17 protein-coding genes are annotated in these 18,110 nt (G+C 35.1%); 10 read left to right on the forward strand and 7 right to left on the reverse strand.

Going from position 1 to position 18,110, the window contains the following annotated elements:
• Positions 1–58 precede the first annotated feature (58 nt).
• Positions 59–838, reverse strand: a complete 780-nt coding sequence (locus tag LV89_RS19550) for a TdeIII family type II restriction endonuclease (protein ID WP_109744611.1) — start codon at positions 836–838, stop codon at positions 59–61.
• 54 nt (positions 839–892) lie between these two features.
• On the opposite strand from LV89_RS19550, the gene LV89_RS19555 reads away from it, so the two are divergent.
• Positions 893–1,003: a T9SS type A sorting domain-containing protein gene (locus LV89_RS19555; RefSeq protein WP_109744612.1), complete on the forward strand. Its 111-nt coding sequence runs from the start codon at positions 893–895 to the stop codon at positions 1,001–1,003.
• A gap of 185 nt (positions 1,004–1,188) precedes the next feature.
• On the opposite strand, the gene LV89_RS19560 is transcribed toward LV89_RS19555, so the two are convergent.
• The 4 genes from LV89_RS19560 to msrA form a co-directional block, all read right to left on the reverse strand.
• Positions 1,189–3,324, reverse strand: a complete 2,136-nt coding sequence (locus LV89_RS19560) for a protein-disulfide reductase DsbD family protein (RefSeq protein WP_109744613.1) — start codon at positions 3,322–3,324, stop codon at positions 1,189–1,191.
• Between the two features lie 174 nt (positions 3,325–3,498).
• On the reverse strand, positions 3,499–4,155 hold the full coding sequence (locus LV89_RS19565) for a peroxiredoxin-like family protein (protein ID WP_109744614.1): 657 nt from the start codon (positions 4,153–4,155) through the stop codon (positions 3,499–3,501).
• Positions 4,156–4,209: 54 nt separating this feature from the next.
• Positions 4,210–4,764: an RNA polymerase sigma factor gene (locus LV89_RS19570; protein WP_109744615.1), complete on the reverse strand. Its 555-nt coding sequence runs from the start codon at positions 4,762–4,764 to the stop codon at positions 4,210–4,212.
• 267 nt (positions 4,765–5,031) lie between these two features.
• The gene (msrA, locus tag LV89_RS19575) at positions 5,032–5,697 is read right to left on the reverse strand and encodes a peptide-methionine (S)-S-oxide reductase MsrA (protein ID WP_109744616.1); all 666 of its coding nucleotides are present in this window, start codon (positions 5,695–5,697) and stop codon (positions 5,032–5,034) included.
• A 137-nt stretch (positions 5,698–5,834) separates the two neighbouring features.
• Between msrA and LV89_RS19580 the strand changes: the two genes are divergently transcribed.
• Together LV89_RS19580 and LV89_RS19585 are read left to right on the forward strand one after the other, a co-directional pair.
• The gene (locus tag LV89_RS19580) at positions 5,835–6,551 is read left to right on the forward strand and encodes a phosphatase PAP2-related protein (RefSeq protein ID WP_109744617.1); all 717 of its coding nucleotides are present in this window, start codon (positions 5,835–5,837) and stop codon (positions 6,549–6,551) included.
• A gap of 530 nt (positions 6,552–7,081) precedes the next feature.
• Positions 7,082–7,897: a phytanoyl-CoA dioxygenase family protein gene (locus LV89_RS19585; protein ID WP_109744618.1), complete on the forward strand. Its 816-nt coding sequence runs from the start codon at positions 7,082–7,084 to the stop codon at positions 7,895–7,897.
• Positions 7,898–8,118: 221 nt separating this feature from the next.
• Here LV89_RS19585 and LV89_RS19590 read toward each other — a convergent pair whose 3' ends face one another.
• Together LV89_RS19590 and LV89_RS19600 are read right to left on the reverse strand one after the other, a co-directional pair.
• On the reverse strand, positions 8,119–8,760 hold the full coding sequence (locus LV89_RS19590; RefSeq protein ID WP_109744619.1) for a VTT domain-containing protein: 642 nt from the start codon (positions 8,758–8,760) through the stop codon (positions 8,119–8,121).
• 297 nt (positions 8,761–9,057) lie between these two features.
• Positions 9,058–9,819 (reverse strand): phosphosulfolactate synthase, encoded by a 762-nt coding sequence (locus LV89_RS19600; RefSeq protein WP_109744621.1) that lies wholly within the window; start codon positions 9,817–9,819, stop codon positions 9,058–9,060.
• Positions 9,820–10,179: 360 nt separating this feature from the next.
• On the opposite strand from LV89_RS19600, the gene LV89_RS19605 reads away from it, so the two are divergent.
• From LV89_RS19605 to LV89_RS19635, 7 genes are all read left to right on the forward strand, one after another.
• The gene (locus tag LV89_RS19605) at positions 10,180–10,602 is read left to right on the forward strand and encodes a DUF2147 domain-containing protein (protein ID WP_109744622.1); all 423 of its coding nucleotides are present in this window, start codon (positions 10,180–10,182) and stop codon (positions 10,600–10,602) included.
• A gap of 43 nt (positions 10,603–10,645) precedes the next feature.
• Complete coding sequence (locus LV89_RS19610; RefSeq protein WP_109744623.1) at positions 10,646–11,257, forward strand: TetR/AcrR family transcriptional regulator; 612 nt, start codon at positions 10,646–10,648, stop codon at positions 11,255–11,257.
• Complete coding sequence (locus tag LV89_RS19615; protein WP_109744624.1) at positions 11,254–11,694, forward strand: PaaI family thioesterase; 441 nt, start codon at positions 11,254–11,256, stop codon at positions 11,692–11,694. The genes LV89_RS19610 and LV89_RS19615 overlap by 4 nt, the downstream gene beginning before the upstream one ends.
• A 130-nt stretch (positions 11,695–11,824) precedes the next feature.
• The gene (locus tag LV89_RS19620) at positions 11,825–13,168 is read left to right on the forward strand and encodes a TolC family protein (RefSeq protein WP_158279642.1); all 1,344 of its coding nucleotides are present in this window, start codon (positions 11,825–11,827) and stop codon (positions 13,166–13,168) included.
• A 205-nt stretch (positions 13,169–13,373) separates the two neighbouring features.
• Positions 13,374–14,414 (forward strand): efflux RND transporter periplasmic adaptor subunit, encoded by a 1,041-nt coding sequence (locus LV89_RS19625; protein ID WP_109744626.1) that lies wholly within the window; start codon positions 13,374–13,376, stop codon positions 14,412–14,414.
• A gap of 84 nt (positions 14,415–14,498) precedes the next feature.
• Complete coding sequence (locus LV89_RS19630; RefSeq protein ID WP_109744627.1) at positions 14,499–17,549, forward strand: efflux RND transporter permease subunit; 3,051 nt, start codon at positions 14,499–14,501, stop codon at positions 17,547–17,549.
• Positions 17,550–17,719: 170 nt separating this feature from the next.
• Positions 17,720–17,968 (forward strand): acyl carrier protein, encoded by a 249-nt coding sequence (locus LV89_RS19635; RefSeq protein WP_109744628.1) that lies wholly within the window; start codon positions 17,720–17,722, stop codon positions 17,966–17,968.
• Positions 17,969–18,110 lie beyond the last annotated feature (142 nt).

Below are 18,110 nucleotides of genomic sequence, written 5' to 3' on the forward strand. Positions count from 1 at the left end.
GTTGGAAAGACATTTTTGATTATAAGATTTTTATTGACATTTTCAGAATTTAACAATATTATACATACAAATATTCTTCAAAAATTCGTTTCTTAAACTCTTCTCCAAAAAGATTTATCTCATTAGTTATTTCGCTATAAATCCCTTCTCCACCAATCAAACTCCAAAAATCATCCCCAATCAAAACTATACTATCTTCTTGAATATCAAACCATTTCGTTAGAATAATTTCATCTATATTATACGGCAGAGCATAAAAAACAAAATCCACTTGCGGTGGATTCATGGCTAATAATTTAAACATTTTCTCTTTACTCGCCCTGATTTGAAAATTGTCGGATGGCATTTTATCCAACTCAAAAGCATATTTAGTATTTGTCATTTCATTATGAATAAAAATATCACAAGTTACGCTTACAGGAATAGGCTCACCACCGCCTTGTCTTATATATTCAAGTTCTGTTTTCCAATCTGGTTTTGCTTTATCTTTTCCTTTAATACTGTGTTCTAATCTATTCAAAACCTCTTGAATTCTTCTCAAACTTTCAGTTCCAACAGTTCCATCAACGGTATGTCCCATTGAGCAATTTCCATGTGCTTCAATGGCTACAACTTGAGCTAATTTTTCCCATACACCACCAAAAGGAGTTACAAAACGTCTTTCAAAATGTGAGCCTTTAAAGATTTCATCTGGAACTAAGGCGGCGTAAAGTGGTTTACTTGCATGATGCTTTTCTTTGACAAATGGGTCGTTTACCAAAACGTTTTCCATTACTCTATCCATCATTTTTGATACTACTTCTTTGATAGCTAATGCCACTCGCTCTTGTTTATTCATAGGGTTGATTTTGTTGAGACTTAAAGTTAAGCAAAAGATTGATGATGCCCAAGTATGCAGTCGCATGAGGCAATAATTGACTTTTCAACTTTGAAAGCAGGAACGTATTTCTTGAAACTCCAAGCAGGTGAAAAATCAGTAACTCGGAAAGTGGTGAAGTTTTAAGTGTAGTGATTAGTTATTGGGAAATGGGAAAATGGGAAAACTGGAAAATGGGAAAATGGGAAAACTGGAATTTCTCCTCTAAATTCTGGACTCATTTTTTGAAGACACATTTAAAACAATTAGGGGTTAGATTTTAGTAGCGTTCAAACAACTAAAACCTAACCCCTGATAACTAACCCCCCCCCCTACTTCCCTTCAAATTTCGCCTTCCCTGCATCTAAAAATTCAATAAATTTCTTAATATCTTGGTCAAAAGCTCTTGGTTTTACTAATGGTTTAGCATCTTCATTCGGATTCACCAAGCAGTAATATGGCTGTGCATTGGCATTGAAATGCGTGATTTCAAAATCAAGGTTTTGGTCGCCAAGTGTTGTTTTTTCTAAACCATCATCTTTTGACGTAAACCATTCACTCTTTGGCAATTCTGTTTTGTCATCTACGTACAAAGCAACCACAACATAGTCATTTTTGAGTCGCTTCAATACTTCTGGGTCAGACCAAACGCTGGCTTCCATTTTTCTACAATTCACACAACCGTGTCCTGTGAAATCAATGAAAATCGGTTTATTCACTTTCTGAGCATACGCTACGGCATCTTTATAGTCAAAGAAACCTTGAATACCGTGTGGCAATTTCAAAAATGAACTATATTTTACCGTTTTAGGAAAATCTGGATTTGAACTTTCAGCTACTTCTCCTGAACTTCTTGTCAATACAAAATCTTGCGTTTCAGTTGGCGGTAAAAGCCCAGAAAGAGCTTTCAAAGGAGCTCCAAATAACCCTGGAATCAAGTAAACCACAAATGAGAATACCGACAAAGCAACCACTAATCTACCAACGCTCAATTTCTCTACTTTATCATCATGTGGCATTAAGAATTTACCTAATAAATGTAAGCCCATCAAAGTAAATGTAGCAATCCAGATTGCTAAGAAGATTTCTCTGTCTAAAATTCTCCAGTGGTAAGTTTGGTCAACCGTACTGAAAAATTTAAGGGCTAAAGCTAATTCTAAGAAACCGAAAAATACTTTAATGGTATTCATCCAACCACCTGACTTCGGGATTTTCTTTAACAATGAAGGCGATAAAGCTAATAACACAAATGGCGAAGCTAAACCCAAACCAAAGCCAAACATTCCGATAATTGGTTTTACAAATTTACCCGATGCTCCTAACCCTAACAATGTTCCCACAAATGGACCTGTACATGAAAACGAAACCAAAGCCAAAGTAAATGCCATGAAAAAAATACCAATAAAACCACCTCTGTCCGACTGTGCATCTACATTATTGACAAAATTTGAGGGTAATTGAATTTCAAATAAACCTAAAAATGATAAACCAAAAATGATAAAAATCGTGAAGAAAAGTAGGTTTGGAAACCAGTGCGTACTGATAAAATTGGGAGCGGCTTGCCCTAAAGTAGCTGCAATCACCGTTCCGAACAAAACATAAATTCCAATGATTGATGCTCCGTAAAGAAATGCTTTTCCAACACCATTTTTTTGTTTGATGAAAAAACTAACCGTCATCGGAATCAACGGATATACGCAGGGAGTCAAACAAGTAGCTAAACCAACTCCCAAAGCAATCAAGAAAAAGGTTAAAATTGACTCTTCTTCTGGTTTTTCTTCGGTAGATTCTGTACTTGAAATCGTTGTAGATGAGTCTGAAACAGCAACAGGAGCAGAAACTGATTCCGCTACACTATCAGCAACATTTTCAGTTACCGCAGTGGTCGGAACAGCTTTCTCCTCCTGTTGAGTTGATTCTGTATTGGTAGCAGCCGTTTTTTCAGCTTCTGCTTTTAATTCGTCTTCAGTTTTTTTTTTTGCAGTTGCGTCTGTTGCCGCACCTGCTTTTCCTTCTAATTTGAAAGCTCCTTTTACAGGAACACATTGCCCCGTTACATCCGAGCAAACTTGTCCATCATACGTTCCTTCAATTATTGGTTTTTCTTTTAAAATCTTAACCGATTGACGCATTTCGCCTTTTCCTTCAAAATAAGCAACATCTCCATCAAAAATATCGTCGTGTTTCTTGATTGATTTGATTGATTTTAAACCTCCAACTGCTTCAAAAGAATCATTAGTTTTTAACTTAATTGTTGAAACTATTGGACCAACGCTCGGACTAAAATCTGAAGCATAATGATGCCAAGATTTATCCATTTTTAGCGTAAAAATAATATCAACAGTTTCTCCAACGGCAGGATTAGGTTTTGATAATGCCCAAGACCATTTGGCAGGTGTAACTTTCTGAGCATTGACGCTCACAGCAAGCGTTAAAAGAAGAATGAAACTAAAAAATATCTTTTTCATTTGAAGATGGGTTGTAAGGAAATAATCAATGGTTAGTTAGATTTCCGTAATTGTAAACGTAAAACGCTAATAATTAAGTATTGATTGCAAATTTAATAATATGTTACTGCATTTAAAAGGTTTGCAAAATAAGTAGCCCTATTTTGCAAACATCTGACCTATATTTAACTTTTATTAGAAATTTTTAATTACTTCTATCGGTAAATTATCATTCAAATATTGGGCATAATGAGCGTTGGCAATTGTTCCATCTGTATTTATCAAAAACTCTGCCGTTAATCTACTCTTTGAGCCATCCATTTCATAATTTCCTTTGTACGCCTTTGTTCCTTCGCTGGCGGCGGCTTTGCCTCCCTTAAAAATAAATCCTTTCATCACTTTTGCCATTGATTTTGTAACACCAAAAGTATCATACAATGTTCCATTTGGGTCGGCGATAAGTGTAAACGGGATTTCTTCGGTAGTTGCATATTTCATCAAGTTTTCATTTGATGATTCATAAATTACTATCAATTCAATTCCTTTTTCTTTCAAGTTTTTGTATTCCTGCATGAGCTGATGCACATGAGCATTGCAAACAGGACAGCCCACAAAGCGTTCAAAAATAACAACGGTCTTTTTCCCTTTTAAAGTGGTACTACTAACGGTTTTTCCCGTAACGTCTGTCGTTGTAAAATCTGGAATTGATTGATTAACTTCCAATTTTGTCGGAACATTGGCATTTGCATCAATAAACAAATAACCAAAAAGTAAGCCTATTCCACCTAAAATAGCAAAAAGCGTTTTTCTTAATGTCTGTGATTTGCGAGTGATTTTCTTTGTGTTTTCCATGATTTAATGTTTTAAAATTTATTTACAAACATTAATATCAGGTTTTTGAAAATATCACTCTGATGTCAAATTTTCTTCCGAAAGCTGACGCATTTTATCTAAACATTTGTTCTTTTGGCTACTGGCAGAATGTTTATTTTTATAGCCTATTTTTTCCATTATTGTTTCTATAGAATCACCAAACCAAAATGATAATCTTAATATTCGCTGACAACTTACGGACAATCGGAACATCAATTCTGAAATTTTTTCGCCTAAAGAAATCCGTTCTTCAAAATCCTCTAATTCACAAAAATCGCATTCTTCCAAATCTTCAAAATTTGCTTGATACACCAATTGATTAGTTCTTAACTTTTTCAACCATATATTTTTAGCAATGGCAAACAAATATGTTTTCAACGAAGCCGTGAGCGTAAAATGTGGCTCTTTCGATTTTTGAAGCAAAACAATAATTGCTTCTTGGAATACATCTTCTGCATCTGCCGTATTACCTGAATTATGCTGAATGTAATAAGCAATTGATGGGAAATAGAATTTATACAGCAAATCAAAAGCTGCATTTTCTTCTTTTCTGATTTTCAACAATATGTCGTTTTCTTCTATGAACATGATTTTAAATTGAATGATTTAGGCTTAATACCAATCATTTCAAAATATCACCCTTATTTCTTAACGGAACTTTAAACTATTTCTCGCAGACAAATTTAGACCACTGATTGAACAGATTTTACAGATTTACACTGGGACACACAGTCTGGGACGCACAGTCTGTGACGCAGTCAGATAAATAAAAGAATAATCAGCGAAAATCAGTATAATCCGTTCAATCTGTGGTCTATCGTTTCTCTTATGACAAACCCTTTATCTTTCCGTTTCTTATTTATCTGTTTTCAATTTCTCTTTGAAAACCTTATTCAATTTTTCTAATTTCGGACGAATAACTACTTGGCAATAAGGATTATGACCATTCAAGGCATAATAATCTTGGTGATAGTCTTCGGCAGGATAGTAGTTTTTTAAAGGTAAAATTTCGGTAACAATCGGATTCGGGAAAACGTGTTCTGCATTCAATTTAGCCTTCCAAGCTTCTGCCGCTGTTTTTTGAGCTTCGTTTGAGTAATAAACACCAGAACGATACTGCGTTCCTTCGTCTGCACCTTGGCGGTTTAGTGTTGTTGGGTCATGTGTTTTCCAGAAAATCTCTAAAATGGTATCAAATGACACTTTTTTAGGGTCATACACAACCTGTACCACTTCAGCATGACCAGTATTTCCTGTGCATACTTCTCTATATGTTGGATTGACAACTGTACCATTAGCATATCCAGATTCTACTTTAACTACGCCCGATACTTCTTGGAAAACCGCTTCTGTACACCAAAAACATCCAGCTCCAAAAGTAATGGTTTCTGTACCTGCAAGATTGACTTTTTCTTCGTTCATTTTTTTATTAATTTTCTGATTTTCAGGTTTTTGACCACACGAAACACTTGTAAACAATGTAATTATTCCAAGAATTAGTGCATTAAATTTTGTATTCATTGTTGATAACATTTAAAAGTTGATGTAATTTTGCGGTCTATTTGTGATTGAGCGAATGGTGAATTAGTGATTTATCAGAACAGAATACCCATTAATTCACAATTCACTCAATCACACCTAACACAAAACCACAAAAGATGTCAAAAAGTTATATACCAGTAGCTTTACAAAACTGGAATGATTCTTTATCCTCTACGGGATTTACGCCAAAATTACTCACAGCCATTGCAGTCTTTGTGTCGGGTGCAATGCAATTTCCAACATATTTTAGAAATATTCAGCAACGTCAAGGTACTGTTCTTAACGATTTTGTCTTAACAAACATTCCAGCCATAGATGTTTCCACCCCAATTTTTGCTATTATTTATGGATTATTGGTTTATATGCTTCTACGAATACTAAAACATCCACAACTGTTTTTACTTTTTGCCTTAACTTTTGTCATCGAAACGGTCTTTCGGATGACAACCATTTATTTAGTTCCCCTCAATCCACATCCTGATTTAGTTATCTTGCACGACACCTTTGCCGAGCTTTTAATTTATGGCGATTCTGAACCAATTACGAAAGATTTATTCTTTTCTGGACATACTTCTACAATGGTTATGATTTGGCTATTCGTCGAAAAACCGTATGAAAAACTCATTGCTGCTATTGCAACTTTTATCTTGGCATTTTTATTATTAATTCAACACGTTCATTACACCGTTGATGTATTGGGAGCATTCTTTTTTACGTATCTTTCATACCTAATTGCCCGCCAAATCGTTCATAAAAAATGGCAAATAACTTGTACCATTATGTTTGGCTTTTACGTTGTTTTACAAACCGTATTTATTTTAGGAGCTAAATAAGCCTAAACATTATTTTAGTACAAATATGACGAAAGGTCTTATTTTATGTTAATGAAAGAACAAGTTTATCCAAATCCTGAGTAATTTTGTTGAGTTAGAGAAATGATACAAAAAAACATGATTTCAATCATTGTAAAAAAACGGAAAATCTCATAAACTTTCCAAGATTAATTAACAATTTTCTAACAAATAAATTACAATTCAATTACATTGCATTAATTTGCATCGTTTTATCAAAAACTCAAATACTGTTTTTTGATTTTGTTAAGAAAGTAAATTTAGTTCTGCCCAACTAAGTTTATTGAAGAGGTCGAAAAATAGTAAAACTTCCTTTTGTACAATTTTTTACAAGGCTAATTTCAAAGATATAAGATTAGTTTTTGTAGCGAGAAGTTTGTCAATTTGAAAATTATCTAATTTGAAAATGCGACTATTCGCTTCCCGAATATTATCATTTTCAAATAGTCAAAAAATCACAGGTTTTCAAATCTAAAAAGTTCTTGTAAACCACTTAAATTAAGGGTAAAAACATGGTAAAGTTCGAGTACAAAACCTTCCAATTCGGAGAGGCTCTAACTCAAGAGCAGAAAGATTATTTCCGTAAATACGGTGTAATTCAATTTAAAAATTTCATCAACGCCGACACCATAAAAACATTTATTGACGAATTAAATAAAATCGAAAAGAAATGGTTGGATGAGGGCATTGAAAAAATAAACGGAATTCCCTTGAAATTCGGGAAAGACCCTCAGGGTAATAAAATGATTCAAAGAATGTGCTTTACTAACAAGTATAGCCCAGTTTTAGGTGAATTTTTGAAAGACCCTCGCTTGCAATTATTGGTTGAATTATTAGCTCCTTATGACGGACGCATCAGCGAAGACGAAAAAGATGGCTTAGTTTTCAATCACTACGTAAACTCGCCAAACAGTAAATTCACACAAATGGGATGGCATACAGACAGCCCTCGTGACTTATTCTTGGGACAAAAGATTCTTCCGATGTTGAACGTTGGTATTCACTTGGATACTTGCCCTACATCAAACGGAGGTTTAAGAGTATTACCTGGAACTCAAAATCAGAGTGTATTCAAATTATTGTTTGGCAAAAAACAATTTGTTGACCACAATCCAGATGCCCGTGAAGTTGGTTTTGAAATTGACGCTGGTGATTTAACTGTTCATGATGGACGTTTATGGCACCGTGTTGAGGTTTCTCCAAACATGGGAGAAAAATCACGTCGTCGTGTAATGTACGTACCAATTATAACTGGTAAATTCATGCCGAAAAACGAAAACAGCAAAACGCCTTTCTACCACAGATTCGCAAAAGTTGTTCAGAAATAGGTTATTAGAGAATAGATTATAGAGAATAGAGGATAGAGAATAATAAAAAAGGCTTCAAAATTGAATTTTGAAGCCTTTTTTGTGTTATAAGGACTAAGAAAAAATATTCAGATTATAAATATTTGAATCGAATTACACTCTATAATCTATCCTCTATAATCTATCCTCTATTCTCTATTCTCTATTCTCTATTCTCTAAAAATCTATTCTCTAAATAAAACTTACTTACTAAATTTCGCTTTTGCAAAACCAATAATCATTGGCAAAACAGAAACTGCTACGATGCCTAAAACTACTTTTTCAAAGTTATGTTTTACCCATTCGTTAGTACCCAAGAAATACCCCAATGAAGTAATACCAGTCACCCACAAAATAGCTCCTAAAATACAGAAAGTAATATATTTTGAGTAAGTCATGCTACCAGCACCCGCTACAAACGGAGCAACCGTTCTGACGATTGGAACAAAACGAGCCATAATAACCGCTTGTCCACCATGTTTTTCATAAAATGCTTCTGTTTCTTCAATGTGGCTACGTTTCAAAAATAAAATCTTTTCTTTTGACTTGATAAAATCACTAAAGAATTTTCCGACAAAGTAATTGACGTTATCGCCCAATAAAGCAGCCGCAATCAACAAAGGAATTACAAAAGTCAATTCAATTTTGCCAGTTGTAGATGCCAATACACCCACTGCAAATAAAAGGGAATCGCCTGGTAAAAGAGGCATTACAATAAGCCCAGTCTCTACAAAAACAATCAAGAAGAGAAGTGCATAGGTTAGTGTGCCGTGTTCAGCAATAAATTGCGAAAGTGCAGCTAAAGGGTCTTTAAGGAGTTGTAAGACGAAGTTAATAATTTCCATTTTTTTCAGTTATCAGTTAACAATTATCAGTAAACAATTATTAGTTATCAGTAAACAATTATCAGTTATCAGTAAACAATTATCAGAACTTCTTCATCATAAGCAATCGCTATAAAAAATCAACGGTTTCATTTATCGCAATTAACTGTTTATTCAGTGTCTTAATTGTCAATTACTCCCTATCAATTACTTAGTTAGATAATGACAAGAAAAAACAGTTATCAGAAATTATGATTACACCACCTTCTGATAACTGCTGAATGATAGCGGTTCGCCGCCCGACTATTTACTATAATTTTATTTATCTAAGAAATGAGAGAAAGTATCACCTCTTAATCCTAAACGAATAGTTTCTAAAGAGATAACTTCGTGCGGAGCGATATTTCCAACGTTTACGTTAGCACCTACCAATTTCACAAACCATACTTGTTGTGCTTTTTGTGGAGCTTCCCAAATAATTTTATCTTCTGGAATTTCAGTTAAAATTTCTTCTACCAAACCCTGACGTACTTCACCTGATGCACGGAAAAGACCAACGTTTCCACCCTCACGAGCTTCACCGATTACTTTCCAAGCTCCTGCTTCAAGTTCTGCTTTCATTAATTTAATCCACTTGTATGGAGGAATTATTTTGGTTTCGTCTTTAGACCCAACCTCTGAAAGTACCGTAACTTGTTTAGCTAAAGTTCTGATATATTCGCATTTATCATCTTGTTCCATTTCCAAAGAACCATCTGAAACTTCTGCGTATTCCATTCCGAATTGGTCTAAAACACGACGGTATTCATCAAATTGATTTCTAACAATAAAGGCTTCAAATAATGTTCCTCCAAAATATACAGGAATACCTGCTGATTTGTAAACAGCTAATTTTTCTTTTAAATTAGGAGTAACAAAAGAGGTTGCCCAACCCAACTTAACAATATCAGTATATTCGGCACTGGTTTCTAAAAAGTCCTCTACTTGTCTAATACTTAATCCTTTATCCATCACCATAGTATATCCCTTTTGGCGTGGTTTGGTGGTTCTTTCTGGTATTTGGTTAAGTGGATAATTCATATTCTTCGTTATCTTTATTGGTTGTCAGTTATCAGTTATTTATTTTTTGTTGATGTATCCTAAAATCTTTATCAAATAATACATTTAGGTAGAAATAATTTTACATCTATCAACGTATCATTTATACTTGAAAACAGATTATAGAATGTAAAATTACTTATAACCTTTTTATTCCACAACCTATTCTATGGGCAGTTTGTGTTAATTCAATACTTAAACTATCTAATTATTTAATAATCAAATACTTACTATCTTTACAAAAATAACTTTTCTTAGAATTATAAAAAAAAAAACTTAAAAAGTTGTTCAACTAAACAGTGTTCAGTAAATTTACATCGTTTCAATTAAATAAACTCAATTATGAAAAAACTATTTGCGTTAATAATTATTGCATTTGCATACGCTCATGTAGGTTATGGTCAGTCAGTTAGCAAAGATGCTATTTTAGGTGAATGGCTGGCAGAAAGTAAAGATGGGAAAGTATTAGTCTATAAACAAGGTGAAAAGTATTTCGGAAAAGTTAGTTCGGGAAAAGATGGAGCAAAAAAAGATATTCATAACCCTGATGCTAAATTAAGAGAACAAAATATCGTTGGTTCGGTCATACTTAAAGGTTTTGATTTTACAGGAAAAGCATGGGAAAATGGAACAATCTATGACCCAAACAATGGAAAAACCTATTCATGCACGATGAAAATGAAGAATGCGAATGAACTTGAAATCAGGGGATTTGTAGGAATTTCTCTTTTAGGACGAACCACCGTTTGGACAAGAGTAAAGTAATTTTAATGAAAATTGGAGAAATCGTTTTCTCGAATGACATAATATGGGGATAATAGAAAGAAAGGAAAGAGACAAACAAGAAATGCGGTTGAAAATTTTGGAAACTGCACAACAAATTTTTATTGAAGAAGGCTTCGAGAAGGCTTCAATTCGTGCCATTGCTGACCGAATTGAATACAGCCCTGCTACGATTTATCTGTATTTTAAAGACAAAAATGAGCTTTTCTTTTCTGTGCATGAAATGGGTTTTGAAAAATTAATTCTTGAAATGACAATCGCCATTGAAGGTATTACTGACCCTATTGAGGAACTACGTGCCAGAGGTTTTGCTTACATGAAATTTGCCTTTCAAAATCCTGAAATGTACGATTTGATGTTTATTCAAAATGCTCCGATGGAAAGTATCAAAGAATCAAGCGTTTGGACTTGCGGACATCAATGTTTTGAATTACTGTGCCAAACCATTCAGAAATGTATAGACCAAAATTATATCAGATTCGATGATATTTACATTGCATCAATGTCTATTTGGTCATTTATGCACGGTTTAGTTTCTCTGAAAATTAGAAATCGTTTCCAAAAATTTGGCGAAGCTCACGTAAATGAATTAATGAAAAGTTCTGTTGAACAAATGATAGCGATAATTTCAAAATGAATAATCCAGCTTTAGAGTTTTTTAAAAGTAATATTGGCAAAACTTCTGCAGAAGTTAGCCCCTCTCCTTTCGGGCGTTGGTTGAACGGAACTTTAACCGCAGTTGAGGAAGGTTCGTTAACGGTAGAATTCATTGTACGTACAGATATGTGTAATCCTGCTCATATTCTGCATGGAGGCGTTGCCACAAGCATTTTAGATGATGTAATCGGCATGACGGTTTTCTCGATGGGAAGCCAAATTTTCTATTCTACCGTCAATCTGAGCGTTGATTTTTTGTTTGCCGCAAAACCTAACGAAAAACTAACGGCAAAATCTAACATTGTACGAATGGGCAAAAAAATTGCTCATGCAGAAGGCGAAATTCGTAACGAAGCAGGGCAAATTATTGCCAAATGTACCACCAATTTAGTCGCAACGAGTAACGTCGTAAAATAGTCATTAGGGATTAGGAATTAGTTATTGTTGGGAAGTTTTAGGAACACTTTTACCTAAAACCCAACCTCTAAAACCTAATCCTAAAAAAATACCCCAATACTAAACACTGTTCAGTAATTAATTTATGTTTATGAAAAAGATATTGATTTTTCTATTAATAGGGTTCGGGAGTTTTGGGCAATCCGACATCCTGAACAACTATGTACAAGAAGGTTTGAAGAATAGTCAGACCTTAAAACAGCAAAATTTTCAGTTGCAAAAAGCTGTTTTTGCCCTCAGTGAAGCCAAAACTTTATTTAAGCCAAATATTAATTTCAATACTACACTTTCGACGGCTCAGGGTGGTCGAAAAATTGAAATCCCTATTGGAGATTTGGTCAACCCTGTTTACTCAACCTTGAATGCTTTGACGCAAACCAATGCTTTTCCGCAAATTCAGAATACCTCAGAACAATTAGTTCCGAAGGATTTTTATGATATGCGTGTAAAAACAACCATGCCACTTTTGAACGCTGAATTGAAGTATAATCAAGCTATCAAGAATGAACAAATATCATTACAACAAACTGAAATTCAGGTTTATAAGCGAGAATTAGTAAAAGATATAAAACTGGCTTATATCAATTATTTGAAAGCAACTGAAGCGATTAAAATCTACGAAAATACGCTTAAACTTCTCCACGAATCAGAACGTGTCAATGAAAGTCTTATCCGTAACGGCTCGGCAAATCCAACGGTTTTGGTACGAACACGCAATGAAATTTCAAAATTCGATGCCGAAATTGATGCTGCCAAAAGCAATCAAAAAAATGCCGCAGCTTATTTTAATTTCCTGCTAAATCGTGATTTCACAGAGAAAATAACCCTTGATAGTTTAGGTAAAGAAGGTTTGAAATTTGACTTAGCCGACGGACATCGGGAAGAATTAGACAAAATCAAGACAGGCATTGAAATTAATCGTCAGATTTTGGGTCTAAATCAATCTTATAAAAAGTGGAAAATTGGAGCATCGTTAGACGTAGGTTCACAAGGACGATTTGCCCAAATTGCGGGTGCTGACAAAAACTTCATTTCGCCCAATGCTTTCGTTTTATTAGGTATTTCTTTTGACTTACCTGTGTATTCTTTTGGGCGTAATCAACTGAAAATCAAACAATCTGAAATGGAAATTGCTTCATTAGATGCTCAAATGCAACAGGTGCGAAATCAGTTAGATTTACAATCAGAATTAGCAAAAAACTCTTTGAATTCAGCCAAAGAAATTTACGAATCAAAAGCATCGCAAGTGTCAACCTCGGAAAGATATTACCGTGATATGATGCGAAGATACAAGGAAGGAAATTTGAACTTTATTGAGTTGTTGGATGCACAAACCCAAATAACAACGGCTCAATTACAGCAGTCTATTTCTTTGTTTGAAGTCTGGACAAAATGGGTAGAATTGGAGCGTGCGAAGGCAAGTTTTCAATTATAAATATACAATCGTGATGGCACGCAGATAACGCAGATACTTCGTAACGCAGATTTCCGCAGATTTTTATTCTGAAAATTCAATAAAATGTTTAATCGAATAAATAAGTGTCAATTTTTAAAAATCTGTGAAAATCTGCGTTGCCGTAGGCATCTGCGTCATCTGCGTGCCAATAGCCAATATTTGTCAATCATAAAATACATTAAACATGAAAAAAATATTCATACCATTATTCCTAATTCTTTCACTATTAGCAAGTTGTGGAAAGAAAAAAGAAGTTAAAAAAGCGTTGATTGAAGACGACATCATTGCTGTAAAATTGGTGGATGTATCTCACGCAAATTCTACCGAAGCTATCAAAGCATCGGGTTTGGTGGGTTCATTACAAGAAGCTCGACTTTCGTTTAAAACTGGTGGAATTATTGAAAAAATCTTTGTGAAAGAAGGACAGAATGTTAGAAAAGGGCAATTATTAGCCACTTTAAATCTTACAGAAATTAATGCTCAGGTGCAACAAGCCAACGAAAGCGTACAAAAGGCTGAACGTGACTTAAAGCGTGTCACCAACCTTTACCGTGACTCGGTAGCCACTTTAGAGCAAGTACAAAACCTAACCACCGCCCTAAGCGTAGCGAAGCAATCGCTTGAGATTGCTTCCTACAACCAAGGGTACTCCAAAATTTATGCTGCAAACAATGGCGTTATTGTAAAAAAACTGATGAACGAAGGCGAATTGGCTGGACCGGGAACGCCCGTTTTTTTCATGAATGCTTCTGGAGCTAATGACTGGGTTATTAAAGTTGGCGTGGCTGATAAAGATTGGACTCGCTTGCGTATGGGCGACCGTGCGATGGTGAAATTAGACGCTTTTCCAGACCAAACATTTACGGCTATTATTTCCAACCTTTCACAAGGAGCAGACCAAAGTTCGGGTTTGTATCAAGCTGAATTAAAATTGAATACGCAAGGCAAAAAAATGGCAACGGGTTTATTCGGAAATGCCCAAATTACACCTTCTGTTATTCAAAAACATACTTCAATCCCAATTGAAGCCATCGTGGAAGGTAATGGAAATGAAGCCTCTGTGTATGTTGTAGAAAATGGGAAAGCACGTAAACTTCCCGTACAATTAGCAGGAGTGGATAATATAAGTGCTTTTATTACAAGCGGTTTGGCTGGTATTTCTCAGGTAATCACCGACGGTTCTGCCTATTTGGTAGAAGGTAGCAAAGTAAAGGTGGTAAAATAAATTGGGCGTTTTTAAAAGCGATTACCTTGGCAAAACTCGTAATCCTTTCTTAAAACTTAATACAAAATACTTCGTACTCGAAATATGAAAATCTCTGAATTCTCAGTAAAAAACTATCAATTCACGCTGGTCGTGTTTTTAGGCATATTATCCATCGGTATTTTCTCCTTGCTGAATATGCCCCGTGGCGAAGACCCCGAATTTGCTTCGCCCCAATTTGGCGTTACCGTCATTTATCCCGGTGCTTCTCCGAAAGATGTAGAAGAGCTTGTTGCAGACGTTGTTGAGAAAAAACTCAATGAATTAGACAACATGGACAGAGTACGCAGTACCATCGTGGACGGTGCGGCTATTTTTCAGGTTGAATACGATTTTTCGTCTGACCCAGAAGAAAAATATCAAGAAATTGTGCGTGAAATGAACTCCGTTCGGAAGGAATTACCCGCTGATATTTTAGATATTCGCATTGAACGTTACCAACCTGATGGCGTAAATATCTATCAATATGCTTTAGTTTCGGAGAATTTACCTTACAATAAATTAGAAAAATATGCTGATGATTTAGAAAATCGTTTAGAAAAAGTATCGGCTCTCAAAAACATCAAATCATGGGGATTTCCTAAGCGTAAAATTTCGGTAGAACTCAATTTAGACAAATTAGCTCAAGATAAAATTCCGTTAAATCGTGTTTTGGGAGCAATTCAGTCAGAAAGCGTCAATATTCCCGGTGGTTCGGTCAATCTTGGTGCTAAAAAATTCAACGTCAAAACGTCTGGTAATTATAAAAATCTTGATGAAATAAAAAATACAATTGTCTTTACCAACGGAACAAAAATCGTTAATCTGAAAGACATTGCCGAAGTAAAATACAACTACGAAGACGAAACGCACCAAACCCGTTTGAACGGACACCGCAGCGTATTTGTAACGGCTTGTCAGAAATTTGGGCAAAATATTATCAAAGTAAAATCACAGACTGAACCAGTTATTGAGGAGTTCAAAAAAACACTTCCTCCATCTGTTGATTTGGTAAAAGTTTTCGACCAAGCCGAGTCAGTTCAAAAGCGTTTGGCTCGTTTTGCCAAAGATTTCGGAATTGCTATTTTGCTGGTTCTCATTACACTACTTCCATTAGGTTCACGGGCGAGTTTGGTGGTAATGATTTCCATTCCACTTTCATTAGCCATTGGACTTTCACTTTTATACATTTTAGGTTTCACGATAAACCAACTTTCAATCGTAGGAATGATTGTGGCTTTAGGAATTTTGGTTGATGACTCTATCGTAGTAGTAGAAAACATTGAGCGTTTCTTACGCATGGGCGTACCACGAAAACAAGCCGCCATTGATGCCACCAAACAAATCAGTTTGGCAGTAATTGGCTGTACAGTTTTATTGATTTTTGCCTTTTTACCCGTTGCCAATTTACCCGAAGCCGCAGGGAAATTCATCAGAAGTTTACCAATGGCAGTAAGCGTTACGGTATTGGCGTCCATGTTTGTTGCTCTTACCATTGTTCCATTCTTATCAAGCGTTATTTTAACAAATCACGAGAATCCAGAAGGGAATTTCATTTTGAGAGCCATGAAAAAATTGATTTCCGCTACTTATGGGCGTTTGATGGATTGGTGTTTAAAACACCCCAAAACAACCTTAACGGTAGCTTTGGGCGTATTTTTTGGTGTCATGTTTATTGCCAAACTCTTTTTAGGGTTCTCCCTTTTCCCAACTTCCGAAAAACCGATGTTTCTCGTCAATATCAGTACACCTGTGGGAACAAATTTACAAACAACCGATAAAGTTGTTCGTTTTGCAGAAGAAGAATTAAAGAAAGTACCCGAAATCAAAAATATTGCCTCCAATATCGGCAAAGGTAATCCTCGAATATATTACAATGTTATTTCCCCTGCTGAAACGGAGAATTTTGCTCAATTATTTGTCCTTTTGGAAGATATGGAAACCCAAGAGAAAAAAGATATTATCGACCAACTCAGAGGAAAATTGGTCAATTATCCCAACGCAAAAATTGAGGTAAAAGATTTTGAACAAGGACCTCCATTAGAAGCCCCTTTGGCTTATAGAATCTTCGGCGATAATCTGGATAGTTTAAGAATTGTAGCAGGACAAATCGAGAAAATATTAGCCAACCAAACTGGTACAATTTACATTGATAACCCGCTAAAAGTACAACCAACCGACTTTAGAGTAATCGTCAACAAAGAAAAAGCTGGTCTTTTAGGTGTAAATACATCTGATATCGACCGCATGGTTCGTTTGGGAATTGCAGGTTTAAATGTAGGAACTTTTAGAGAAGACGGACAAACTGACGACTACAATATTAATGTGTCGATACCACGAAGCAATATAAAACAAGATTTTAGTGTATTTTCTAATTTGTACGTCAATAACGTTTTGGGAACGGCAATTCCGTTAAAACAATTGGTTGAAATTAAGTTTGAAACCTCTCCTACCCAAATCAGACATTACAATAAAGAGCGTTATGTAACCGTTGCGGCTTTCTTGAAATCGGGGTTCAACACCTCACAAGTCAATCAAGAAGTCATCAAAAAGTTAAATGCGTTTAAATTTCCGAAAGGATTTTCGTACAAAGTAGCGGGCGAAGCAGAAAATGCAGAAAAATCTTTTGGGGGCATAGGGGTAATCATCTTGATAACTGTCTTCGGAATGATAGCCATTTTAATTCTTGAATTTGGCAATTTCAAATCGACCCTCATCGTGCTTTCAGTAATTCCTTTGGGAATTGTAGGAGCTATTTTAGGACTACTCATGGCAGGCGAAACACTTGGCTTTACCTCAGTCATAGGTTTTATTGCACTGATAGGAATTGAGATAAAAAACTCCCTCCTACTCGTAGATTTTACCAATCAATTACGTGAAGAAGGCATGGAACTCGACGAAGCCATCCATCAAGCAGGAGAAATTCGTTTCGTTCCGATTTTGCTCACTTCATTTACAGCCATTGGAGGATTAATTCCATTAGTAATTGAATATTCCGATTTGTATTCGCCCTTAGCCATTGTGTTAATTGGCGGTATAACCAGCTCAACTTTGTTGGCTCGTTTGGTAACACCAGTAATGTATAAACTTTTGCCACCAACCATCAACAGGCATTAGGAATTAGCTGAATCTTAGAAAAGTTAAATATTCTTAATTTTTGTTTTCTAATATCTGTTTTAGGCATATTTATTCATTACAGTAAAAAATTACCGTTTTAATGGCACTAAATTTTAATAATACTCGTTAAATAAAGAAATATCGTCAAAAACATTAAACTCCTCAGCACAATGAAATTCAACACAAGCACTTTGACTCAATTTTTATCACGGAATTTTTATATTAATCCGAGATTAATCTCACCCCAAAAACGATTCTACGCCGACTTGGGAATGAACTCATTGGAATTTTTAGAGGTCGTAGTTTATTTAGAAAACACGTATGGCATTACCTTGCCAGACAATGAAATAGATAAAGTTCAGACTATCAGACAACTATCAGAATTGATAGAAGCCAATTTGATAGCCGTAGAAGCATAAGAATACATTTTAGTGGTTAGAGGGTTCAAGGTTTAGACATATTGTCTAAGCCTTTTTTTATGGGTTGTGATGAACAAAACCTAAATATATCCTCAAAAACTTGCGAGTGACTATACCTTTATTTATTTTTGACAAAATTAGT

Origin of the sequence: Arcicella aurantiaca, assembly GCF_003148625.1 — a bacterium.
GTDB classification, from domain to species: domain Bacteria; phylum Bacteroidota; class Bacteroidia; order Cytophagales; family Spirosomataceae; genus Arcicella; species Arcicella aurantiaca.